The 21,312-nt window shown below is 63.3% G+C and carries 24 protein-coding genes; 13 read left to right on the top strand and 11 right to left on the bottom strand.

Going from position 1 to position 21,312, the window contains the following annotated elements:
• Positions 1 to 91: 91 nt before the first annotated feature.
• Positions 92 to 361, top strand: a complete 270-nt coding sequence (locus G5134_RS16650; RefSeq protein ID WP_005309363.1) for a succinate dehydrogenase assembly factor 2 — start codon at positions 92 to 94, stop codon at positions 359 to 361.
• A gap of 19 nt (positions 362 to 380) precedes the next feature.
• Positions 381 to 758 carry a protein YgfX gene (locus tag G5134_RS16645; RefSeq protein WP_065017314.1) on the top strand — a complete coding sequence of 126 codons (378 nt, stop codon included), beginning with the start codon at positions 381 to 383 and terminating at the stop codon, positions 756 to 758.
• A gap of 78 nt (positions 759 to 836) precedes the next feature.
• On the opposite strand, the gene nadB is transcribed toward G5134_RS16645, so the two are convergent.
• Positions 837 to 2,444: an L-aspartate oxidase gene (gene nadB / locus G5134_RS16640; protein WP_065017315.1), complete on the bottom strand. Its 1,608-nt coding sequence runs from the start codon at positions 2,442 to 2,444 to the stop codon at positions 837 to 839.
• Between the two features lie 182 nt (positions 2,445 to 2,626).
• Between nadB and rpoE the strand changes: the two genes are divergently transcribed.
• From rpoE to pdxJ, 10 genes are all read left to right on the top strand, one after another.
• The gene (rpoE, locus tag G5134_RS16635) at positions 2,627 to 3,208 is read left to right on the top strand and encodes an RNA polymerase sigma factor RpoE (RefSeq protein ID WP_005309371.1); all 582 of its coding nucleotides are present in this window, start codon (positions 2,627 to 2,629) and stop codon (positions 3,206 to 3,208) included.
• A 22-nt stretch (positions 3,209 to 3,230) separates the two neighbouring features.
• Entirely contained in the window at positions 3,231 to 3,830 is a 600-nt protein-coding gene (locus G5134_RS16630) for an RseA family anti-sigma factor (protein ID WP_065017316.1), read from the top strand.
• Between the two features lie 18 nt (positions 3,831 to 3,848).
• The gene (locus G5134_RS16625; protein WP_010635033.1) at positions 3,849 to 4,829 is read left to right on the top strand and encodes a MucB/RseB C-terminal domain-containing protein; all 981 of its coding nucleotides are present in this window, start codon (positions 3,849 to 3,851) and stop codon (positions 4,827 to 4,829) included.
• A gap of 93 nt (positions 4,830 to 4,922) precedes the next feature.
• A complete protein-coding gene (locus G5134_RS16620) occupies positions 4,923 to 5,384 on the top strand; it encodes a SoxR reducing system RseC family protein (RefSeq protein WP_010635032.1) in 462 nt (153 codons plus the stop codon).
• Between the two features lie 118 nt (positions 5,385 to 5,502).
• Entirely contained in the window at positions 5,503 to 7,296 is a 1,794-nt protein-coding gene (gene lepA, locus G5134_RS16615; RefSeq protein WP_005309379.1) for a translation elongation factor 4, read from the top strand.
• Between the two features lie 3 nt (positions 7,297 to 7,299).
• The gene (gene lepB / locus G5134_RS16610) at positions 7,300 to 8,223 is read left to right on the top strand and encodes a signal peptidase I (protein ID WP_005309381.1); all 924 of its coding nucleotides are present in this window, start codon (positions 7,300 to 7,302) and stop codon (positions 8,221 to 8,223) included.
• Positions 8,224 to 8,895, top strand: a complete 672-nt coding sequence (gene rnc, locus G5134_RS16605; RefSeq protein WP_005309383.1) for a ribonuclease III — start codon at positions 8,224 to 8,226, stop codon at positions 8,893 to 8,895.
• Positions 8,892 to 9,791: a GTPase Era gene (era, locus tag G5134_RS16600; RefSeq protein WP_005309385.1), complete on the top strand. Its 900-nt coding sequence runs from the start codon at positions 8,892 to 8,894 to the stop codon at positions 9,789 to 9,791. Before rnc ends, era begins: the two co-directional genes overlap by 4 nt.
• Positions 9,792 to 10,499 carry a DNA repair protein RecO gene (gene recO, locus G5134_RS16595; RefSeq protein ID WP_010635031.1) on the top strand — a complete coding sequence of 236 codons (708 nt, stop codon included), beginning with the start codon at positions 9,792 to 9,794 and terminating at the stop codon, positions 10,497 to 10,499. It begins immediately after the preceding gene.
• A gap of 162 nt (positions 10,500 to 10,661) precedes the next feature.
• Positions 10,662 to 11,399: a pyridoxine 5'-phosphate synthase gene (pdxJ, locus tag G5134_RS16590; RefSeq protein WP_017786468.1), complete on the top strand. Its 738-nt coding sequence runs from the start codon at positions 10,662 to 10,664 to the stop codon at positions 11,397 to 11,399.
• 120 nt (positions 11,400 to 11,519) lie between these two features.
• On the opposite strand, the gene G5134_RS16585 is transcribed toward pdxJ, so the two are convergent.
• The 8 genes from G5134_RS16585 to kbaZ are packed head-to-tail and all read right to left on the bottom strand — an operon-like array spanning position 11,520 to position 18,674.
• The gene (locus G5134_RS16585; RefSeq protein ID WP_065017317.1) at positions 11,520 to 12,374 is read right to left on the bottom strand and encodes a tagatose bisphosphate family class II aldolase; all 855 of its coding nucleotides are present in this window, start codon (positions 12,372 to 12,374) and stop codon (positions 11,520 to 11,522) included.
• Positions 12,365 to 13,564, bottom strand: a complete 1,200-nt coding sequence (gene nagA, locus G5134_RS16580) for an N-acetylglucosamine-6-phosphate deacetylase (RefSeq protein ID WP_065017318.1) — start codon at positions 13,562 to 13,564, stop codon at positions 12,365 to 12,367. The genes G5134_RS16585 and nagA overlap by 10 nt, the downstream gene beginning before the upstream one ends.
• On the bottom strand, positions 13,565 to 13,999 hold the full coding sequence (gene agaF, locus G5134_RS16575) for a PTS galactosamine/N-acetylgalactosamine transporter subunit IIA (RefSeq protein ID WP_065017319.1): 435 nt from the start codon (positions 13,997 to 13,999) through the stop codon (positions 13,565 to 13,567).
• Positions 14,000 to 14,045: 46 nt separating this feature from the next.
• The gene (gene agaE / locus G5134_RS16570) at positions 14,046 to 14,924 is read right to left on the bottom strand and encodes a PTS N-acetylgalactosamine transporter subunit IID (protein ID WP_065017320.1); all 879 of its coding nucleotides are present in this window, start codon (positions 14,922 to 14,924) and stop codon (positions 14,046 to 14,048) included.
• A complete protein-coding gene (gene agaW, locus G5134_RS16565) occupies positions 14,914 to 15,690 on the bottom strand; it encodes a PTS N-acetylgalactosamine transporter subunit IIC (RefSeq protein ID WP_005309402.1) in 777 nt (258 codons plus the stop codon). The genes agaE and agaW overlap by 11 nt, the downstream gene beginning before the upstream one ends.
• 15 nt (positions 15,691 to 15,705) lie before the next feature.
• Entirely contained in the window at positions 15,706 to 16,179 is a 474-nt protein-coding gene (gene agaV, locus G5134_RS16560; protein WP_005309404.1) for a PTS N-acetylgalactosamine transporter subunit IIB, read from the bottom strand.
• Positions 16,179 to 17,348, bottom strand: coding sequence for an SIS domain-containing protein (locus tag G5134_RS16555; RefSeq protein ID WP_065017321.1), 1,170 nt, complete (start codon positions 17,346 to 17,348; stop codon positions 16,179 to 16,181). Before G5134_RS16555 ends, agaV begins: the two co-directional genes overlap by 1 nt.
• 12 nt (positions 17,349 to 17,360) lie before the next feature.
• Complete coding sequence (gene kbaZ, locus G5134_RS16550) at positions 17,361 to 18,674, bottom strand: tagatose-bisphosphate aldolase subunit KbaZ (RefSeq protein ID WP_026459032.1); 1,314 nt, start codon at positions 18,672 to 18,674, stop codon at positions 17,361 to 17,363.
• A 272-nt stretch (positions 18,675 to 18,946) separates the two neighbouring features.
• On the opposite strand from kbaZ, the gene G5134_RS16545 reads away from it, so the two are divergent.
• The gene (locus tag G5134_RS16545) at positions 18,947 to 19,744 is read left to right on the top strand and encodes a DeoR family transcriptional regulator (RefSeq protein WP_017764749.1); all 798 of its coding nucleotides are present in this window, start codon (positions 18,947 to 18,949) and stop codon (positions 19,742 to 19,744) included.
• Positions 19,745 to 19,920: 176 nt separating this feature from the next.
• Here G5134_RS16545 and G5134_RS16540 read toward each other — a convergent pair whose 3' ends face one another.
• Together G5134_RS16540 and G5134_RS16535 are read right to left on the bottom strand one after the other, a co-directional pair.
• On the bottom strand, positions 19,921 to 20,820 hold the full coding sequence (locus tag G5134_RS16540; protein ID WP_065017322.1) for an N-acetylmuramoyl-L-alanine amidase: 900 nt from the start codon (positions 20,818 to 20,820) through the stop codon (positions 19,921 to 19,923).
• 3 nt (positions 20,821 to 20,823) lie between these two features.
• Positions 20,824 to 21,303: a DUF1456 family protein gene (locus G5134_RS16535; protein ID WP_005309414.1), complete on the bottom strand. Its 480-nt coding sequence runs from the start codon at positions 21,301 to 21,303 to the stop codon at positions 20,824 to 20,826.
• Positions 21,304 to 21,312 lie beyond the last annotated feature (9 nt).

Below are 21,312 nucleotides of genomic sequence, written 5' to 3'. Positions count from 1 at the left end.
GTATGTGACCTGCATGGTAAAGACGTAAGGAATGTTTGTCAGCCGGAAAATCCAGCTGGTACCATCGCCGGGTCTTTGTAAGGAGAGTTCCATGTTGAGCCCAATTGAAAAATCCCGCCTGAAGTGGGCCTGCCGCCGTGGCATGCTCGAGCTGGATGTGATCTTTATGCCCTTCTTTGAGCACGAGTTCGATGGCTTGAGCGAGGCCGATCAGCAGACCTTCATCCGCCTGCTGGAGTGCGAGGATCCGGAGCTGTTCCGCTGGAGCATGGGCCACGGCGTGCCGGAAGACCCCGCCTTCGCCGCCATGATCCCGCTGATCCTGGAACGCAATCAGGCCCGTCACGATCGCCAGCGTTGATCCATCCGTACGGGTGTCGATGCCCATCACCGTCTCCAGGCAGCAGCGTCTGCTGCTGTTGTCGCTGTTTCTGCTGATCCTGTGGCCACTGGCCGCCCTGATCCACGGCTGGCAGTGGGCCCTGTTGCTGCCCTGCTGGGGTCTGGGGTTGTGGCGCGCCTGGCTCGACACGAGCCGGATGACCGGCGTGCTGGAGTGGGACGGTCAGTGGCTCAGCTGGCAGGGCAACCGTTATCAGCTGGGGGCGGGCAGCCGCATCTGGCCCGGCGTGCTCTGGTTGCAGCTGGTAGCGGTGGAGCGTCCCGCCAGCCGGCTCTGGCTGTTCAGCGATGCGTTGGCACCGGCCCACTACCGCACGCTGGCTCGTGCCATCCACTTCTCCCAGCCGACCCGCTAGCCGCTCTTCCCCATAAAACAGATGACCCCGCCGGAGCGAGGTCATCTTGGTGTTACTGCTTGTTGCTTGCGGCAGAGGTTAGTCCCGCTCCGGTGTCAGCACGGTCGGCTTGGAGTCAGGCTGCATGTCCGGGTAGTCCAGGTTGTAGTGCAGGCCGCGCGACTCCTTGCGCTGCAGGGCGCAGTTGACGATGAGCTCGGCCACCTGCAGCAGGTTGCGCAGCTCCAGCAGGTTGTTGGAGACCCGGAAGTTGGCGTAGTACTCCTGCACCTCCTGCTTGAGCAGGTCGATGCGGCGCTTGGCGCGGGCCAGACGTTTGTTGGTACGCACTATCCCCACGTAGTCCCACATCATCAGCCGCAGCTCGTGCCAGTTGTGCTGGATCACCACCAGCTCGTCCGAATCTTCCACCTTGCTCTCGTCCCACATCGGCAGACGGGGCGGCTCCACGCTCATCGGCAGCTTGGCCAAGATGTCGGCCCCCGCCTGATGGGCATAGACTACGCATTCGAGCAGGGAGTTGGAGGCCATCCGGTTGGCGCCGTGCAGCCCGGTGTAGGTCACCTCGCCGATGGCGTAGAGGCCGGGAATGTCGGTCTGGCCGTTGTTGTCGATCATCACGCCACCGCAGGTGTAGTGGGCGGCAGGGACGATGGGCATCGCCTCCTTGGTGATGTCGATGCCGACCGCGAGGCAGCGCTCATGGATGGTGGGAAAGTGCTTGATGATGAAATCGGCTGGCTTGTGGCTGATGTCCAGATACATGCAGTCGGCACCGAGCCGCTTCATCTCGTGGTCGATGGCGCGGGCGACTATGTCCCGCGGTGCCAGCTCGGCCCGCTCGTCGAAGTCGGGCATGAAGCGACTGCCGTCGGGGCGGCGCAGATAGGCACCCTCGCCGCGCAGGGCTTCGGTCAGCAGGAAGTTGGGGTCATCGGGGTGGAACAGGCTGGTGGGGTGGAACTGGTTGAACTCCAGGTTCGCCACCCGGCAGCCGGCGCGCCACGCCATGGCGATGCCGTCACCGGAGCTGACGTCCGGGTTGGAGGTGTACTGGTACACCTTGGAGGCACCACCGGTGGCCAGCGCCACGAAACGGGCGCGGATCACCTCGACCTGCTCGGCGTTGCGGTTCCAGACATAGGCGCCCAGTACCCGGTTGCCCGGCAGACCCAGCTTGCGGGTGGTGATGAGATCGACCGCGTTGAAGCGCTCCATCAGCTGGATGTTGGGGTGGGCGCGCACCTGGTCGATCAGGGTGAGCTGCACCGCCTTGCCGGTGGCATCCGCCGCGTGGAAGATGCGGCGATGGCTGTGGCCCCCTTCGCGGGTCAGGTGATAGTGGGACTCCCCTTCGGCGTCCTCCTCCTGATCGAAGGGGACCCCCTGCTGGATCAGCCACTGGATGGAGTCGCGGGCGTTGCGGGCGGTGAACTCCACCACGGCCGGGTCACACAACCCGGCTCCGGCGTTGAGCGTGTCGCTCACATGGGATTCGATGCTGTCGGTCTCGTCGAACACGGCAGCGATGCCTCCTTGCGCATAGAAAGTGGCCCCTTCACTGATGGGCCCCTTGCTCAGAACCAGGACTTTGGCCTGGTCTGCCAATCGCAACGCGAGAGACAAACCGGCGGCACCGCTGCCAATGATCAGTACGTCGCAAAGGTATTCAACACTTGCTTTCATAAGTATCATTGGCCTGGATTAAGAACTGGCACCATGGTAGCCCAAGCGAGGGTGGTGATGCAGCCTGCGTCACATTTTTTTCAATGCAAGCGAACTTTCCCTGATTCCTCCTGTCTGAACTTGTGCGCTTAGGAAGGGCCGGAAAAGAAAAACGATAACCTGATGGGGGTTTTACGGCTCTGATGAGCGACCAGAATCTACTGGACGAACAGCTGGTTGAGCGGGTCCAGCGTGGCGATAAAAATGCATTCAACCTGTTGGTAAAAAAATACCAGCATAAGGTGGTCAACCTGGTGGCTAGGTATGTCAACAATCCGGGCGATGTACCGGATGTGGCGCAAGAGGCCTTCATCAAGGCTTACCGTGCGCTGCCGACATTCCGTGGCGAGAGCGCCTTTTACACCTGGTTGTACCGGATTGCCGTGAACACGGCCAAAAATTATCTGACCTCTCAGGGGCGCAGGCCGCCCAGCAGTGATGTAGAGGCGGAAGAGGCAGAATACTATGGCGGTGGCGAAGCCTTGCAAGAGGTGGCCACCCCGGAAAACCTGACGCTGACCGATGAGATCAAGCGCACCGTGTTTTCTGCCATAGAAGCTTTGCCGGAAGACTTGAGGACAGCTATCACCCTTCGCGAACTGGAAGGGCTGAGCTACGAAGAGATTGCCGAAATCATGGATTGTCCGGTGGGTACGGTGAGATCCCGCATCTTCCGGGCGAGGGAAGCAATCGATAAAAAGCTGCAACCTCTGATCGAGAATTAACTGGGGAAAGACAGGTTAACTTATGGCAAATAAAGAGCAACTCTCGGCCCTGATGGACGGTGACTTGAGCGATGTTGAGGTTCTGAACGAGCTGGGAACGGATCCGGCTCTGCAAGAGACCTGGTCTCGTTACCACCTGATTGGTGATGCCATGCGGGGGGACCTGCCGGTCAATCTGCAACTGGATCTGAGCGACAGCATCATGGTTGCGCTGGAAGATGAGCCCACCATACTGGCGCCCAAGCCGGTGGAGAGCAAACCTGCCGCACCGCAGCCGGGTAGCGCCAAGACCGCCAGCATAGTGCCGTTCCTGCGCCGTGCCGGTCAGCAGGTAGGGCAATACGCCATCGCCGCCTCGGTCGCTGCCGCCGTCATCTTCGGGGTGCAGCAGTATCAGGGGCAGGACGGTGTGCCGACCAACCCGGTACTCAACACTATCCCCGTTGGTGGCAGTGCCTCGCCGGTAAGCGTGCACTATCCGCAGGACGGCAATCGTGCGACCCAGCGTCAGCAGGGGTTGAGCGAACAGCAGATGCAGGAGCAGCGCGAGCGCATCAACGCTTTCCTGCGCGACCACCAGTTGCAACAGCGTCTGCTGCAAGACAAGCAGATTCAGGAATAACGGATTAGGGATCAGAACGTGCGCCAGTCCAGCCGTATTTTGCTGGCCTCTCTCCTGTTGATCAGCGCCAAGGCCTCGGCCGACGACAAGTCGGCCGAGGCCTTGTTGCAGCAGATGCAGAGTGCCGTCTCGCAACAGAATTTCGAATTGTCCATGGTCAAGGCCCGGCAGGGGCGACTCGAGCCTATCCGCTTCAGCCACGGCGTGATCGATGGCAAGGAGGTGGCTCACCTCAGCTACCTCGATGGCAAGACCATCGAGTACCTGCAGCGCCAGGACGAGTACACCTTTTTTGAAAATACCCATGAACCCTACACCCTCAAGGGGGCGCGTTTCCCCGGGGTATGGGCCACCCTGGTGAGAATGCCGTTGCCGCGGGTGCTGGAGAGTTATGATCCTGTGCTGGCCGGCCGCAGCCGGGCTGCCGGGCTGGTGGCACAGGTGGTGCGGTTGGTGCCCAAAGAGGCCGACAAGTACGGTTTCGTGCTCTGGATTGATGAGCAGAGCAGCCTGTTGCTACGGGTGGACATGGTGGATCGGGAAGGCAACCTGGTCGAGCAGGTGTTGGGGGTGGATCTGGATCGTCTCCCCGCGCCGGCCCCCTGGCTGGTGAAGCTGGCCAGCAGCAAGCTGCCCCAGGCGCTGGCGCTGGAAGATGCCTATCCGGCGCCGCAGCAGCAGCTGAACTGGCACCTCACCTGGCTGCCTGAAGGCTTCAAGGTGCTTTCCCGGGATCGTCACCAGCTGGTGACTACCAGTCTGCCGGTGGATTATATGATGCTCTCCGACGGGCTGGTGGATCTCTCGGTCTACGTGGCCCGGGTCGATCCCAAGCAGGCGGTGCGCCAGCAGCTGATCCGCCAGGGCGCCACCTCGCTGGTGAGCTTCGTCAATGACGTAGGGGTCGAGATAACCGTGGTCGGGGAAGTGCCGGCCGACACCGCCAAGCGGATTGCCGAATCGGTGCAGCCGCTGGCCCGCAACGAGGCCGTACAGTAAGCCGTCAGACGCGGCTGCTTGCCCAAGGCCGACAGTCGTGTTCAGATTGGGTCAATCTATCTTTCGTTATTGTGGAACCGTCTTGTGAGTGGAATGAGCGAAGAGCTGGCGACCGTGGTGGCCATTGATGGAGAACATGCCTGGGTGGAGTGCGAACGGCGCTCCGCCTGCAGCGGTTGTCATCAACAGTCCAGCTGCGGCACCGGCACGGTGGCCAAGGCGTTTCCATTGAAAGCGCAGCGACTGCGAGTGGCGCTCACCGCCGAGGTGAGCGTCGGCCAGCAGGTGAGGCTCGGCATTCCCCAGGCGAGCATCCTGCAGGGGGCCGCGCTGGTCTATGTGCTGCCGCTGTTCTGCCTGCTGGCGGGGGCCCTGCTGGGGCAACTCTGGCTGGCACCTCTGCTCTCTGCGGGGGAGGGGGTCACCATCCTCTGCTGCCTGCTGGGGGGCCTCGTCGGTTTTTCACTGGTTCGTTACTTTTCCAACCGACTCGATCAGGGGGCCTATGGTCCCCGCATGCTGGGTGTGGTCCTGCCCACCCGCCATCTCTCCTGACCGTGCAGGCCGCTATTTCTGGTGCTTCGTCGACTAAAGATTGGCCGTCGACCGGGTTATCCAGTAAAATCCTGCCTCCATATCCGGCCCTAACCTAATTTTGAGTGATTCTTGCTCGATGAAACACATTCGTAACTTTTCGATTATTGCGCACATCGACCACGGTAAATCGACCCTGTCGGACCGTCTGATCCAGACTTGTGGCGGCCTGTCCGACCGCGAGATGCAGGCTCAGGTGCTTGACTCCATGGAACTGGAGCGCGAGCGCGGCATTACCATCAAAGCACAGAGTGTGACCCTGAACTACCAGGCACAAGACGGTAACACCTACCAGCTGAACTTTATCGACACCCCGGGCCACGTGGACTTCTCCTACGAGGTCTCCCGCTCGTTGGCGGCCTGTGAAGGGGCACTGCTGGTGGTGGATGCCGGCCAGGGGGTTGAGGCACAGACTCTGGCCAACTGCTACACCGCCATGGAAATGGACCTGGAAGTGGTGCCGGTGCTGAACAAGATCGACCTGCCGGCCGCCGAGCCAGAGCGGGTTGCCGAAGAGATCGAGGACATCGTCGGCATCGACGCGGTCGACGCGGTGCGCTGCTCCGCCAAGACCGGCCTCGGCGTCGATCTGGTGCTGGAAGAGATCGTGGCCAAGATCCCGTCTCCGGAAGGGGATCCGGATGCCCCGCTGCAGGCGCTGATCATCGACTCCTGGTTCGACTCCTATCTGGGCGTCGTCTCTCTGGTGCGGATCAAGAACGGTTCGCTCAAGAAGAATGACAAGATCAAGGTAATGAGCACCGGCCAGACCTGGGGTGTCGATCGTATCGGTATCTTCACACCCAAGCAGGTGGATACCGACGGTCTGGGCTGCGGCGAGGTAGGTTGGGTCGTCTGCGGCATCAAGGACATCCACGGCGCGCCGGTGGGCGATACCCTGACCCTGGCCAAACACGGTGCCGAGAAGGCGCTGGCCGGCTTCAAGAAGGTGAAGCCGCAGGTTTATGCCGGTCTGTTCCCCATCTCCAGCGATGACTACGAGTCCTTCCGCGATGCACTGGAGAAACTGTCGCTCAACGACGCCTCCCTGTTCTACGAGCCGGAGAGTTCCACCGCACTGGGCTTCGGTTTCCGTTGCGGCTTCCTCGGCATGCTGCACATGGAGATCATCCAGGAGCGGCTGGAGCGTGAGTACGATCTGGATCTGATCACCACGGCGCCGACCGTGGTCTACCAGATCGAGCAGACCGACGGCACCACCATCCACATTGACAGCCCGGCCCAGATGCCCGCCATCACCAGCATCAAGGAGATGCGTGAGCCGATCGCCGAGTGTCACATCCTGCTGCCGCAGGAGTACATGGGCAACGTGATCACCCTCTGTATCGAGAAGCGTGGCGTGCAGACCAACATGGTCTACCACGGCAAGCAGGTGGCACTGACCTACGAGATCCCGATGGCGGAAGTGGTGCTCGATTTCTTCGACCGCCTCAAGTCCACCAGCCGCGGTTATGCCTCGCTGGACTACGGCTTCAAGCGTTTCGAAACCTCCGACATGGTCCGCCTGGACATCATGATCAACGGCGAGCGGGTCGACGCCCTGGCCATCATCACCCACAAGGAGAACGCCCAGTATCGCGGTCGCCAGGTGGTGGAGAAGATGCGCGAGCTGATCCCGCGCCAGATGTTCGACATCGCCATCCAGGCTGCCATCGGCAACCAGATCATCGCTCGCAGCACCGTCAAGGCCCTGCGCAAGGACGTGACCGCCAAGTGTTACGGTGGTGACGTGAGTCGTAAGAAGAAGCTGCTGAACAAGCAGAAAGAAGGCAAGAAACGGATGAAGTCTTTGGGCCGTGTCGACGTGCCGCAGGAAGCCTTCCTCGCAATTCTCCACGTCGGAAAGGATTAATAGATGGCAAGCACGTTTTCCCTGATCCTGGTGGTGGTCTGCGCGATCACCGGTGTTATCTGGTGTCTGGACAAGATGATCTGGTCCAAGCAGCGGGCCGCCAAGATTGCCGTGGCCCGTGCCCACGGCGGCGCCCATCTGGACGAGAAAACCCTGGCCAAGGTGGCCCCCGTGCCGGTCTGGATCGAACAGACCGCCGGGGTCTTCCCGGTCATCACCCTCGTACTGATCCTGCGCTCCTTCATCTTCGAACCGTTCCAGATCCCGTCTGGTTCCATGATGCCCACCCTGCTGGTGGGCGATTTCATCCTGGTGGAGAAGTTTGCCTACGGCCTCAAGGATCCGGTGACCAACACCAAGTTCCTCGAGACCGGTGAACCCAAGCGCGGCGACGTGGTGGTGTTCAAGTATCCGCTGGATACCCGGGTGGACTACATCAAGCGGGTGGTCGGCATGCCGGGGGATCGGGTCATCTATCGCAACAAGGAGCTGATGATCCGGCCCAAGTGCGAGGAGCAGGAAGGGAAAACGTGCCCGGGCTTCCAGAAGCTCGACGTCAAGTTTGAACAAAGGGGTGAATTTACCCAGATGGGGATCCCGCTTGACCGCTATACCGAGCAGCTGGGCGAGGTGTCTCACGAGACTCTGCGCAACCCGCTGATGCCCGATATGGTCGGCCGTTACTACCGCCAGCCCGGCACCTACCCCGACGAGTGGGTCGTACCGGAAGGTCAGTACTTCGTCATGGGTGACAACCGTGACAACAGTACCGACAGCCGCTTCTGGGGCTTCGTGCCCGAGCAGAACCTGGTGGGCAAGGCGGTCGCTATCTGGATAAGTTTTGAATTCGAGCGCGAAGAAGGCTCCCTGCTGCCGAGCTGGGTACCGACAGGGGTGCGCTTCAACCGCATTGGCGGAATCAAGTAAATGAACATCAAGATGAACAGACTGCAGTCCCGTCTCGGGCATGTCTTTCAGGATCAAGAACTGCTGACCCGGGCGCTGACTCACCGCAGCGCCGGCTCCCGTCACAACGAGCGACTGGAATTTCTGGGTGACTCCATTTTGAGTCTGGTGATTGCCGACGATCTGTTCCACCGCTTCCCGCAGGCGGCGGAAGGGGATCTCAGCCGGATGCGCGCCACCCTGGTGCGCGAGAAGACCCTGGCCGAACTGGGCCGGGAGTTCGACCTCGGGGATCACCTGATCCTGGGGCCGGGCGAGCTGAAAAGCGGCGGTTTTCGCCGTGAATCCATTCTGGCCGACACGGTCGAGGCGGTGATCGGCGCCGTCTATCTGGATACCAATCTTGAGACGGTACGGACCCTGCTGCTGGGCTGGTACGCCAGCCGCCTGGACGAGATCAAGCCGGGCATAGAGCAGAAGGATCCCAAGACCCGTCTGCAAGAAATTCTGCAGGGAAGCCGCAAATCCCTGCCGACCTACACAGTGACCAATGTCAAGGGCGAAGCCCACAACCAGGAGTTCACCGTCCAGTGTGAGGTGGAAGGCCTGGATGGTCCGCTGGTCGGGGTCGGCACCAGCCGTCGCAAGGCCGAACAGGCCGCGGCGCAGCAAGCATTGGAAAAACTGTCATGACAGATAGCACTTATTGCGGCTTTGTCGCCATCGTGGGCCGCCCCAACGTGGGCAAGTCCACCCTGCTCAACAAGCTGCTTGGCCAGAAGGTCAGCATCACCTCGAAGAAGCCCCAGACCACCCGTCACCGGATCCTGGGGATCGACACCGAGGAGAACTATCAGACCATCTACGTGGATACCCCGGGTCTGCACATTGAAGAGAAACGGGCCATTAACCGCCTGATGAACCGCGCCGCCACCAGTTCGCTGGGGGACGTGGCCATGGTGGTGTTCGTGGTCGACGGTACCCACTGGACCAAGGACGACGAGATGGTGCTGGGCAAACTGCGCAACCTCAAGTGTCCCGTGGTGCTGGCGGTCAACAAGATCGACAACGTCAAAGAGAAAGAGGATTTGCTGCCCCACCTGGAGTGGCTGGGCCAGCAGATGAACTTCTCCCATATCCTGCCCATCAGTGCCGAGAAGGGCACCAACGTGGAGAAGATCCGCGAGTGGGCCAAGGATCTGCTGCCGGAAAACGTCCACTTCTTCCCGGAAGATTACGTGACCGACCGCTCCTCCCGCTTCATGGCCTCCGAAATCATCCGCGAGAAGCTGATGCGCTTCACCGGTGAGGAGCTGCCCTACTCGGTGACGGTGGAGATCGAGCGCTTCAAGGTGGAAGAGAACGGTCTCTACCACATCCACGGCCTGATCCTGGTGGAGCGCGAAGGCCAGAAGAAGATGGTCATCGGCAACAAGGGCGAGAAGATCAAGACCATCGGCACCGAGGCCCGCATCGACATGGAACGGCTGTTCCAAAACAAGGTGCACCTCGAGCTGTGGGTCAAGGTCAAGTCCGGCTGGGCCGACGACGAGCGCGCCCTGCGCAGTCTCGGCTATGGCGACGACTGATTGCTGACCCCGGCTTTCGTCATCCACAGTCGGCCCTATCGGGAGACCAGCCAGCTGGTCGAGGTTTTCACCCAGGATAGTGGCCGTTTTACCCTGGTGGCTCGCGGTTCTCGCGGGCCACGCTCGCCTCTGAAGGGGCTGTTGCAACCCTTTACCCTGCTCACCATCGCCTGGCGTGGCAAGGGGGATCTCAAGAATCTCACCCAGGTCGAGTGCCCGGATCACTCCCTGCGCCTCGGTGGCGATCGCCTCTTCTACGGCCTCTATCTCAACGAGCTGGTCTACTACCTGCTGGAGGCGCACACCCCCTTCCCCGAGGTGTTCGATGCCTATGCCCGCGCCATCATGGCGCTGGCCGACGGCGAGACGCCGGAGCTGCCGCTGCGCCGCTTCGAGTTCCTGCTGCTGCAGGCGCTGGGTTATGCGGTGGACTTCGAGTACACGGCGGATGACGAGTCGCCAATTGAGCCAACCCTGCTCTACGGCTTCGAGCGGGAGTTGGGCTTTGTCGCTTGCGAGCGGGCGCCGGATCCCCGTACCCTGTTTCTCGGCGCGCACCTGCTGGCCTTCGCCGAGGGGCGCTTCGATACTCCCCCCCTGTTGCAGGCGGCCAAGCGTTTCAGCCGGCTGGCGCTGCAACCCTATCTGGGACGGCGTCAGTTGAAGAGCCGGGAGCTGTTTTTAAAACGCCGTAATAGCTTGGGTTAACCGCCCTGCGGCGTTACCCAACACGGCAAGAATGTTACCTAGGTCCGATTACGCTGCGCTAATCGAACCTACGAGCTGCCACACACGTGACATACGGATATCGGCGCTGGCGCCTAGGCGCCAGCTGCACAGTTAACAGTGAAGAGCTTCAAGGAGTCGTCAATGAGCGAAATCTATCTGGGTGTGAACATCGATCATATCGCCACCCTGCGCAATGCCCGGGGCACCCAGTATCCGGATCCGGTACAGGCCGCCTTCGTGGCCGAGCAGGCCGGTGCCGATGGCATTACCGTGCACCTGCGGGAAGATCGCCGCCACATCACCGACCGTGACGTGGAGATCCTGCGCCAGACCATCCAGACCAGAATGAACCTGGAGATGGCAGTGACCGAGGAGATGATCGGCATCGCCTGCCGTATCAAGCCTCACTTCGTCTGCCTGGTGCCGGAGAAGCGCACCGAGGTGACTACAGAGGGGGGGCTGGACGTGGCCGGCCAGCTGGACAAGGTGACCGATGCGGTGACCCGTCTGGCCGCCGTCGGCGCCCAGGTGTCGCTCTTCATCGATGCCGACCCCATCCAGATCGATGCGGCCGCCGCGAGCGGTGCTCCCTTCATCGAGATCCACACCGGTCGCTACGCCGATGCCACCACGGATGCCGAGCGCAACGCCGAGTTCAAGCGCATCGCCGCCGGTGCCTCCTATGCCGCCGGCAAGGGCTTGAAGGTCAATGCTGGCCACGGCCTGCACTACCACAACGTCAAGGCCATCGCCGCCATCCCCGAGCTCTATGAGCTCAACATCGGTCACGCCATCATCGGCCGCGCCGCCTTCGACGGCCTGGCCAAGGCGGTCAGCGACATGCGTCTGCTGATGCAGGAAGCCCGTCAGGGGATCTGAGCTGTCGGCAGGGGCTGGGCCCCGCGGCACGAAGAGAAAAGGGACGCCACGGCGTCCCTTTTTGTTGCGGCATGATGGAAAGGTCGGTGGCGGTCAGACTTGCACTGCCTTCTGCGATGTTCAGAGCTTGCCGTCGCTCATGCACATGCGGATCTTGGCGGCGACCACCTCCTCCATGGCGGCCATAGCGGGCACCAGATACTGGCGCGGGTCGCTGGCATCGGGGTTGGAGGCCAGGAACGCCTTCATGGCGTCGGAGAAGGCGATCTTGAGCTCGGTTGCCACGTTGACCTTGCACACCCCGAGCTCGATGCAGCGGCGCACGTCCCGGTCGGGAATGCCGGAGGCACCGTGCAGCACCAACGGTACCGCTACTCTGGCCCGGATGGCGGCGAGGCGCTCGAAGTCCAGGCGCGGCTCCTCCTTGTAGAGGCCGTGGGCCGTGCCGATGGCGACGGCCAGGGAGTCGATGCCGGTGCGCGCCACGAACTCGGCCGCCTTGTCAGGGTCGGTCTGATGGGCGTTGGCGGCGTCCACGATGAGGTCATCCTCCTGGCCGCCGAGCTGGCCCAGTTCGGCCTCCACACTCGCCCCCATGCGGTGGCAGAAGGTGACGACTCGCTGCACCTTGGCGACGTTCTCCTCGAACGGCAGGTGGGAGGCATCGATCATGGCGGAGTGGATGCCGGCCTCGACCTTGTAGTGGATATCCTGCTCGTCCTCATGGTGGTCCAGATGCAGTACCAATGGGATGCGGTACTGGTGGGCAGCCGAGGCGCAGATGGAGACCAGGTACTCGACCCCGGCGTGGCGGTAGGTACCCGGCGTGGCGGCCAGGATCACCGGGGAGTTCAGCTTGGCGGCGGTGCGAGCCACCACCTCGACGGTCTCCAGGTTGTGGATGTTGAAGGCAGGCACCGCATAGCCGCGGCGCTGGGCATCTTTAAGCATTTCGTGGGACGAGATCAGATACATGAGGACTCCTTGGCACCCTGGCGGGCACCAGCTTCAGGGAAAGAGAGCGGGGCAGGGGCGGGGAGGATCTCTCGGCCCGCCACCCAGATATGTTGTTGATTGAGTTCCTCGGTCAGGGCGAGCAGGTTGGCCTGCTTGCCGACGGCCAGCGAGCCGAGGCGATGTTCCATTCCCAGCATCCGGGCCGGTGCCAGCGAAGCCATGGGGATGGCCTCCTCCAGCGGCACGCCGGCCAGCTGCACCATGTTGCGCACGGCGCCGAGCAGGGTGAGGGTGCTGCCCGCCAGGCCGCCGGTGTCGGTGCGCACCACCCCATCCTTCATCTCCACCCGGTAGTCGCCGAGCAGGTAGTGACCGTCCGGCATGCTGGCGGCGCGCATGGCATCCGTGATGAGCAGCAGGCGATCCCTGGCGCAGCAGTGACAGAGTCTGAGCACGCTCGGATGGACGTGGTGGCCGTCAGCGATGAGCTCCAGCCAAGCATCGGGATGCACCAGCCCTGCACCGACCATGCCGGGTTCTCTGTGGTGCAGGCCGCGCATGCCGTTGAAGCAGTGCACCAGACCGGAGGCCCCCGCCGCCAGCGCCGCCATGGTGGTGTCGTGGTCGGCGGCGGAGTGACCCAGCATCACCCGGATGCCGGCCTGCTTGAGATGACGGATCGCGGCCAGCGCCTCGGCCTTCTCGGGGGCGAGGGCGACCACCTTCAGGGTACCTCGCGCCACCTGTTGCAGCCGGTCGAGCTCCGCCAGATCCAGCTCCCGGAACAGGGCCGGATCATGGGCGCCCTTGTTGTCCGGGGTGAAGTAGGGCCCCTCCAGATAGCTGCCGAGCAGTTGCGCGCCCGGCAGGGGGCTCGCCATGGCATCGGCGATGCGACAGAGGGTGCTGAGGATGGCGGGCAGCGGGGCGGTAACCGTGGTGGCGAGGAAGGCGCCCACCCCTTCTGCCGCCTTGGCAAGGGAGAGGCGGGCCAGGGCGTCGGCCGCCTCGTCCATCACGTCGACGCCGGCCCCGCCGTGGACATGGCCATCGATGAGGGCGGGCACCAGCAGCTCGACCTCCCGTACCGGGTCGTCGGCCGGGATGGGGTAGATGGCGGTGATGACGCCTCCTTCATGAGTCAGTACCTGGTGTGTCAGCCAGCCCTGCTCGGTCAGCAGGCGGCGGGCGCGGATCTGCTCTGCCATCTAGATCCCCTCCTCGGCCAGCGTCTCGGCCCGCTCGCGCGCCAGCTCGTCCACTAGGCTGGTGAGGCCGCGATGACCACAGCACAGCGCCTGTTCACGAAACTGGGACGGGGTCAGCTCGCCGCGCTCCATCACCATCTCCAGCAGCAGCTGCAGATTGGTGCCGGTGACCACCTCTCGTCCGGGCTGGCGCAGCGCCAGGGTGGAGGCGACCCGAAACGGGGTTCCCCCCAGCAGATCGGTCAGAAAGACCACGCCATTCCCTCGTTCCACCTGGGTCAGGGCGGTTTCGCATTGATCCTGCAGCAGGGCCGTGGTGGAGGACTCGGGGAAGTCGATGGCGACCACCGCCTCCTGCTCGCCGAGGATCTGCAACATGGCCTGTTCCATGCCGCTGGCGAAGCCTCCGTGTCCGCAAATGATGATGCCCAACATAATCTGTTCCTTTACAGCAAAGGGCCGGCCTTGTGCCGGCACCGGATTAGAGGAAGCCTGCAAACTTGCCGACGATGCCGAGCACGACCGTGATGACGATGAGGCACAGCGGACTCCAGCCGCGGCGGATCAGCCCATACATGGCCAGGGTGTAGAGCAGTGGCAGGAAGGCGGGCATCAGCTTGTCGAGCACGTCCGCCTGCAGCTTCACCACCGCATCGCCGGCGGTGATCTCCAGGGTTGTGCCGAGCCGCACATAGGTGGCGACCAGGGCGCCGATCACCGTCATGCCGACGATGGAGGCGGCATGGCCCACCTTGCGGGTGTTGGCCTTGATGAGCGGAATGGCGGCCACCCCCATGCGATAGGCGTAGTGCGCCAGCCCGAAGCGCAGACCGAAGTGCACCAGGTTGAACAGCAGAAAGAAGACCACAGCCCCCATGATGGAACCCTGCAGGGCCAGGTCGGCGCCGATGCCGCCGCAGATGGGCAGCAGGGTGAGCCAGAACATGGCATCACCGATCCCGCCGAGCGGTGCGCCAACCGCGATCTTGGTGCTCTGGATGCTGTTGACGTTCTGCTTGGAGCGCTCCATCGCCAGCACTATCCCCATCACAAAGGTGACCAGGAAGGGGTGGGTGTTGAAGAAGCCCATGTGCCCCTTCATCGCCCGGGAGAGATCCCGCGGGTTGGTGTGGATCTTCTGCAGTGCCGGCAGCAGGCCGTAGAGCCAGCCGGAGGCCTGCATCCGCTCGTAGTTGAAGGAGGCCTGCAGCAGCAGGGAGCGCCAGGCGAAGCAGTTGATGTCCTGGCGGGTCAGCTCGGCACCCAGTTGCTGATCTTCGTAGACGTCGTCGGAGACGGTGCGGGTCGGTTGCGGCTCGGCCGCCTGGGCCAGCCGGGTGGCGGTGTTGTTAGATGCCATCTTCAGTTTCCTCCTGGGTGGGGCGGGCTTGTGGTGCCGGGTCCTTGCGCATGAAATCGATCAGAGCCATGGCCAGGGCGGCCGCGGCGATGGCCAGCACCGGCAGCTTGAGCCAAGCGGCGGCAACGAAACCGAGGATGAAGTAGGGGATGTAGACGTTCTTCATCATGATCTTGAGCAGCACGGCGAAGCCGATGGCGGGCATGATGCCGCCGGCGACGCCGAGGCCATCGATGAGACGGGCGGGCAGCACGTCGATGGCGGTCTTGGCGTGTTCGGCCCCGAAGTAGGTGGGCAGGAAGGCGCACAGGAAGTAGAAGGATCCCAGTGCCAGCAGCGCCAGGTAGTTGACCCGCTCGATGCCGCGCACATCCCCCTGTTCCGCCATCCGGTCACAGCGGGACATGACCCCCGACATCACCGAGAAGAGGAAGGTGATCCCCATCTGGACCGCCACCGCGAACGGCACCGCGACCCCGACCGCCACATCCGGCTTGACCCCGGTGGTGATGGCGAAGGTGGCGCCGACTATGGTGCCGATGATGACGTTGGGCGGTTGCGCCCCCGCCAGCGGGGCCAGCCCCATCCAGACCAGCTCCAGGGTGCCGCCCACCAGAATGCCGGTGGGCAGGTCGCCGAGGATCAGGCCCACCAGCGGGCCCAGTACCACGGGCCGGTGGAAGTGGGTCAGGCCGTTGAACAGGTCAAGCCCGGCGAAGAACGCCAGCATGCCCAACAAAAGCCCTTGCAACAAACTGATTTCCATCACAATTGTCCTTAATCAGATGAGGTTGAAAATGTCCTGTGCCGGTTCGGTCGGCACCCCCTGGACAAAGCAGGCGACGTGGGCGTCCTGCAGGGCGCGAAACGCCGCTATGTCCGACTCGTCCACCGATACCGTCTTGTGGATCTGACGCTTGCCGTCGGCGTAGTGCATGTTGCCGACGTTGATGCGGGGGATGGGCACCCCGCCCTCCACCAGGGTGCGAAAGTCCGCTGGACTCTTGCATACCAACAGGATCTTCTGGCGATCGGCGGCCTTGCCGATGTTGTCGATCACCTTCTGCAGCGGCCAGAAGCGCACTGCGATGCCTTCTGCCAGCACCATCTCCATCAGGTTCTGCTGGATGGGGTCCTCTGCGACTTCGTCATTGGCGACCAGCACCAGATTGGCGCCGGCGAAGCCGACCCATTGCACGCCGACCTGACCGTGGATCAGGCGCTCGTCGATACGGCTCAGCACTATGTTCGGCATCAGGCGCCTCCTTGCTGGTTGAACGGATAGATGTTGACCCCCTGCACGACCCGGTTGACCCGCCCGCTCGGGCAGGGATTGTCCGGGGTGATGCCCAGCACCAGCGCGGTGTGGAAGGCGTAATACTGGGCGTAGAGCAGGTAGCAGAGCGCCAGCTCGGCGTCGTCACCGTTGAGGGGGGTGGGCAGATAGATGTGTTCGCCAGCGCTGATGAGCGGATCCGGCCGATCGGCCAGGGCGACCACCCGGGCGGCATGGCCGTCCTGGCGCAGCTCGCCGAGCAGGTCCAGGTCGTACTGGCGGGTATAGGGATCGTTGGACACCATCAGCACGATCAGGGTCTGCCGATTGATGGCCGACTTGGGCCCGTGGCGAAAGCCGGTGGGGGAGTCGTGCATGGCCATCACCTGGCCGGCTGTGAGCTCCAGCAGCTTGAGGGCCGCCTCCTGGGCCACCCCTTGCAGGCTGCCGCTGCCAAGGTAGATGACCCGCTCCGGCAGCGGCCGATCCCACTCGGGCACCTTCAGCTCGGCCTGGGGCAGGATGGCGTCCCCCAGCGCGATGAGCGGCTGGCTGGCGATCGGGTTGAACTGGCGCGGCAGGAATACCGCCAGACAGCTCAGCATCATGCTGGTGAGGCTGCTGGTCATGGCAAAGCTGCGGTCGTGGGTCTGGGGCGGCATCAGCAGCGCCAGGGAGCGAGCATCCTTCTGGCAGCGGCGATAGAGCTCCCCCTCACCGTTGCAGGTCAGCACCAGGTGGTGGCACTCGCTCAGCAGCTGGCTGGCCAGCTCCACCGCCGCCACGCTCTCCGGGCTGTTGCCGGAGCGGGCGAAGGAGATGAGCAGGGTCGGGCAGTCCTGTGCCAGGTATTCGCCCGGATCGGTGACGATGTCGGTGGTGGCGATCGCCTCGAAACGGCCGTTGAGGCGGGCACTGAGATAGGGGGCGAGGGCGCGTCCGGCAAAGGCGGAGGTGCCGGCCCCGGTCAGGATCACCCGCAGGTTGCCCCGCGACAGCAGGGGCAGCAGGAAGCGCTCTATGGTGGCGCGGCACTCCTCTACCATGGTGAGGGTCTCCCGCCAGGTGGCGGGTTGCTGGCGAATTTCACGGGCGGTGGCTAGGCCGTTGGCCGACCGCAGCGTCTCTTCTGGATAACCAAGGATCATCTCTACAACTCCTTATACAACCGGGGTCAGCCGGGAGTGGCTGGCGGGAACGGCGCTGCAGGCCGCCGCGTACTGGCGCAGCACCTCCTGCACCTGATCGAGAATGAGGTCGTGAACCCGGGGCGACAGCGTGCCCTGGCGCACCTTGCGGTATTGCAGCGGCAGGTGCTGGCTGAGCAGCGGCAGGGGAATGGGTTCGGCGGCCAGGTTGGCCAGCAGCCGGGCGTAACAGTCATCGACCCGGCTGTCGGGCCAGTAGTAGCGAATGCGATCGGAGTAGCTGTAGCCGCGGGCCAGCCGGCACTCGTTGGGGCTGCCCTGATAGTGGCTGCGCCAGAAGTCGGGGCGATCCAGCATGGTCTCTTCCAGCACCTGGCGCAGGCCCGAGCAGGCCTTGGCCACCACCAGCTCCTCCTCGATGGCGGCGAGGGCAAACAGCGCCTCGCGCAGGGCGAAGGTGAGGGCGGGGCCGACCTTGAGGATGGCGAAGTGATCGCGCACCAGCTGGTGGTAGGCATCCGGGGTCTGGTAATCGGTGGAGTGGGCCTCGAACACCAGATGGGGATAGGCCTCGATCATCCGGCTCAAGGGGGCGGCCCGCTCGGGGCGGTAGTCGATGACGTGGGTGTGGTCGAACTCCACGCCGGGTTGTACCACCAGACCGATCACCCGCGGCCAGAGCTGGGCCAGCCCGGCCTGCTCGAAGGCCTGCTGGTGGGCGGCCAGGGTGTGGCGCGCCGCCTCAGGCGTGGTGACCGCCAGCTCGGCCAGCTCTTCGTGGGCACCGCCCGGTACCGGCACTTCGGTGCCAATCACATAGACCAGGTCGCTGTGGCCAAACTGCCGGATGGCGGTCTGCTCGGCCACGTTTGCCAGTCGGGCGGCGCGCGCCGCCACCAGCTCGTCGGTCAGCGGCACCGGATCCCCCTGGCAGGACATGCTGCAGTCGAGGTGGATCTTCTTGAAGCCGGCCGCGACATAGCTGGCGACGAGATCCTCGGCGTGGGCCATGGCCTGTTCGGCGGGTTCGCTCTGCCAGCGGTTGGGGCCGAGGTGATCCCCACCCAGTACCAGCCGCTGCACGGGAAAGCGGCACTCGGCGGCGAGCCGGTGCAGCAGGTCGCGAAAATCGGCCGGTGTCATGCCGGTGTAGCCGCCAAATTGATCCACCTGATTGGAGGTGGCCTCGACCAGCAGCAGCTGGTCTCCTTGCGCCGCCAGTCGCAGGGCCGCCTCCAGTACCAGCGGATGGGCGGAGCAGACGGCGTAGATCCCGACCTGCTCCCCCTGCTTGTGTTGTGCGACCAGATCCAGCATTGATTTCATTTCCCTCTTCCTCTTGGCCTGAACAGGATGCGTTGCTTTCGATTTCTTTCTTTACCCTAGGCGTACGGCGTTCGAAACGAAATAAAAGCGTGTTCACATCTTGAGCAAGATCACAAAAAGAAATGAATCGAAAGTTTTTTCGCTGCTTAAGGGAGTCTGACGGCACTTTTCAATTCAATGAAAGCTTGATTTGCCATCGAGGCTGAGTGTTAATAGGGAAACGTAACGAAGTGAAAGCTCTACTTTCACCACAGGACTCCGGCAGAGAGACTATGCAAATCACCGAAAAGAGCGTGCTCGGCACCAGCGAGCGACGGGAGCGCATCATTCAACAGCTGCGCAGCAATGGCAGCGTTCAGGTCAACGAGCTGGCTGGCCACTATCAGGTATCCACCGTCACCATCCGCAACGATCTGGCATTTCTGGAGAAACAGGGGGTGGCGGTGCGCGCCTACGGCGGTGCCCTGTTGTGTGAATCCGGCCAGCCGGTGGCCGAGCGCACCATCGCCGACAAGAGCGTGCTCAACACCCCGGTCAAACAGCGCATCGGCGCCATGGCGGCGAGCCTGGTGCAGCCGGGTTGTCGCCTCATTCTGGACTCGGGCACCACTACCCTGGAGGTGGCGCGCCACCTGCGCGATCACCAGGAGATAGTGGTGATGACCAACGGCATGAACGTGGCGAACGCCCTGCTGGAGGCGGAAGGGGTGGAACTGCTGATGACGGGGGGCCATTTGCGCCGCAAGTCGCTCTCCTTTTACGGCGCCCAGGCGGATCTCTCCCTGCAGAACTATCACTTCGATCTGCTGTTTCTCGGGGTGGATGGCATCGATCTGGAGCGCGGCGTCAGCACCCATCACGAAGACGAGGCCAGGCTCAACCGCTGCATGTGCCACGTGGCCGAGCGGATCATCGTCGTGACCGACTCCAGCAAGTTTGGTCGGCTGAGCCTGCACAAGATCGTCGATACCCGGCGCATCCACACCCTGATCACCGATGACGCCATTGCGGCGGAGACCCTGGCCGGTCTGCGTCAGGCCGGGATAGAGGTGCTGCTGGTGGAGGCCTGAGCCTGCAATCGACTGAGAATGCGAAAGAGGGACGCCGTGGCGTCCCTCTTTCGTGGTCTGGGGCGAAGCTCAGCGTTGCTCGGGGAAATAGCGCTCGAGCAGGAGAGGGAGGATGGCCTGACGTTCGGCGTTCTTCTGCTTTGGGCAGAATGGTGTGATACCGGTAGGGATGAGGGTCAGTCTGGCTCGGGAAAGTAACGCTCGAGCAGGGCTGTCAGGATGGCCTGGCTCTCGGCATCCGGTTCACCGCTGACCAGGGCGGGCCGAAAGTGGAGCTGAAAGGCGCGCAGGGCGGCGCGGCTCTGCTCGTCCCAGTTGCCGCTCGGGGTTACGCCATAGCCGTAGCTGGCCAGCCGTTGCTGCCAGCCGAGGGCATCCCAGGCCGGCGCCGGCTGCTGGCGCAGCTCGGCCAGCCGGGTCTCATCGGGCCAGGCGCCCACCCCGTAGTGCAGGGCCAGCTCGCGCCAGGGGAAGTGGGGACCGGGATCCTGCTTGCGCTCGGGGGCGACGTCGCTGTGGGCCAGCACCTGGGTGGGGGGGATCTGGTAGCGCTCGACCAGCTCGCGGGTGAGGGCGCCGAGGGCGGCTATCTGTGCCCGGGTGTAGGGTTGCCAGCGCCGCTGGTGGGCGGGCAGCAGCTCGTCTTGTGGCGGGTAGCCGAGGTTGACGATCTCGATGCCAAGGGAGCTGGCATTGAGCCCCGTATACTGGTGCCAGCGGCTGCGGCCGGCATGCCAGGCGCGCCGGCTGTCGGGCACCAGCTGATAGACCGGCAGCGGCCGCTCATGGGTATCGCGCGGGATCAGGTAGTGGGCGCTCACCTGATGGGACGGCTCGGTCAGCAGGCGCAGGGAACGCTCATCGTCTTCATCCGTGTAGTGCAGGATCAGAAAGGCGATGCGCTCGTTCTGGCTGGCGCTCTGATGGTCGTTGTTGAGCCGATAGGGGGCGGGCTGACAGGCGCTCAGCAGCAGGGTGAGGCAGAGGGCATACCAGTGCCGGCAGTTGCCCCATGGCCGACGGCGCCCACCCACCGCCAGCAGGCGGGATAATGGTGAGCGCAGACGCCGGCCCATGGTTCAGCCGCGATACTTGGCGGTGAGGCCGATGAGGAAGTTGCGCAGGATCTGATCCCCGCAATCTTGATAGTGCTTGTGGTCCCGTGAGCGGAACAGGGCGCTCAGCTCGGACTTGGAGAGGTTGAAGTTAGCCAGCTTGAGGGTGGCGAGCATCTCCTCTTCCTTGAAGTTGAGGCCGATGCGCAGCTTGCGCAGGATCATGTTGTTGTTGATCCGGTTCGGGATCACTTGGGGCGGTGCATCTTCCCGCGCGCCGCGGCGCACCAGGATCAGGCCGTCGAGGAACTGGCTCAGGGCTGAATCCGGGCAGGCGGCGAAGCCAGCCTCCTGCACCTCACCCTCTTCTGCCTCTTTCATCAGCCAGCCGTGCAGCTGGGCGTGGGTGACGGTCAGGTTGCCCTTGGCGAACATGTCGACCATCTGGTCGTTGCTGATGCTGAGGGCGTAGCGCAGGCGGCGCAAAATATCGTTGTTGGTCATGTCGACTCC

Origin of the sequence: Aeromonas sp. 600276 (genome assembly GCF_049175815.1) — a bacterium.
Taxonomy (GTDB): domain Bacteria; phylum Pseudomonadota; class Gammaproteobacteria; order Enterobacterales; family Aeromonadaceae; genus Aeromonas; species Aeromonas dhakensis.
This window is presented reverse-complemented; position numbering and strand designations above follow the sequence as displayed.

Excerpts from the sequence above, each read along its gene's own strand:
- G5134_RS16650 (WP_005309363.1), top strand. The coding sequence starts at position 92 with ATGTTGAGCCCAATTGAAAAATCCCGCCTGAAGTGGGCCTGCCGCCGT.
- G5134_RS16645 (WP_065017314.1), top strand. The coding sequence starts at position 381 with ATGCCCATCACCGTCTCCAGGCAGCAGCGTCTGCTGCTGTTGTCGCTG.
- nadB (WP_065017315.1), bottom strand. The coding sequence starts at position 2,444 with ATGAAAGCAAGTGTTGAATACCTTTGCGACGTACTGATCATTGGCAGC.
- rpoE (WP_005309371.1), top strand. The coding sequence starts at position 2,627 with ATGAGCGACCAGAATCTACTGGACGAACAGCTGGTTGAGCGGGTCCAG.
- G5134_RS16630 (WP_065017316.1), top strand. The coding sequence starts at position 3,231 with ATGGCAAATAAAGAGCAACTCTCGGCCCTGATGGACGGTGACTTGAGC.
- G5134_RS16620 (WP_010635032.1), top strand. The coding sequence starts at position 4,923 with ATGAGCGAAGAGCTGGCGACCGTGGTGGCCATTGATGGAGAACATGCC.
- lepA (WP_005309379.1), top strand. The coding sequence starts at position 5,503 with ATGAAACACATTCGTAACTTTTCGATTATTGCGCACATCGACCACGGT.
- lepB (WP_005309381.1), top strand. The coding sequence starts at position 7,300 with ATGGCAAGCACGTTTTCCCTGATCCTGGTGGTGGTCTGCGCGATCACC.
- rnc (WP_005309383.1), top strand. The coding sequence starts at position 8,224 with ATGAACATCAAGATGAACAGACTGCAGTCCCGTCTCGGGCATGTCTTT.
- era (WP_005309385.1), top strand. The coding sequence starts at position 8,892 with ATGACAGATAGCACTTATTGCGGCTTTGTCGCCATCGTGGGCCGCCCC.
- pdxJ (WP_017786468.1), top strand. The coding sequence starts at position 10,662 with ATGAGCGAAATCTATCTGGGTGTGAACATCGATCATATCGCCACCCTG.
- G5134_RS16585 (WP_065017317.1), bottom strand. The coding sequence starts at position 12,374 with ATGTATCTGATCTCGTCCCACGAAATGCTTAAAGATGCCCAGCGCCGC.
- nagA (WP_065017318.1), bottom strand. The coding sequence starts at position 13,564 with ATGGCAGAGCAGATCCGCGCCCGCCGCCTGCTGACCGAGCAGGGCTGG.
- agaF (WP_065017319.1), bottom strand. The coding sequence starts at position 13,999 with ATGTTGGGCATCATCATTTGCGGACACGGAGGCTTCGCCAGCGGCATG.
- agaE (WP_065017320.1), bottom strand. The coding sequence starts at position 14,924 with ATGGCATCTAACAACACCGCCACCCGGCTGGCCCAGGCGGCCGAGCCG.
- agaW (WP_005309402.1), bottom strand. The coding sequence starts at position 15,690 with ATGGAAATCAGTTTGTTGCAAGGGCTTTTGTTGGGCATGCTGGCGTTC.
- agaV (WP_005309404.1), bottom strand. The coding sequence starts at position 16,179 with ATGCCGAACATAGTGCTGAGCCGTATCGACGAGCGCCTGATCCACGGT.
- G5134_RS16555 (WP_065017321.1), bottom strand. The coding sequence starts at position 17,348 with ATGATCCTTGGTTATCCAGAAGAGACGCTGCGGTCGGCCAACGGCCTA.
- kbaZ (WP_026459032.1), bottom strand. The coding sequence starts at position 18,674 with ATGAAATCAATGCTGGATCTGGTCGCACAACACAAGCAGGGGGAGCAG.
- G5134_RS16545 (WP_017764749.1), top strand. The coding sequence starts at position 18,947 with ATGCAAATCACCGAAAAGAGCGTGCTCGGCACCAGCGAGCGACGGGAG.
- G5134_RS16540 (WP_065017322.1), bottom strand. The coding sequence starts at position 20,820 with ATGGGCCGGCGTCTGCGCTCACCATTATCCCGCCTGCTGGCGGTGGGT.
- G5134_RS16535 (WP_005309414.1), bottom strand. The coding sequence starts at position 21,303 with ATGACCAACAACGATATTTTGCGCCGCCTGCGCTACGCCCTCAGCATC.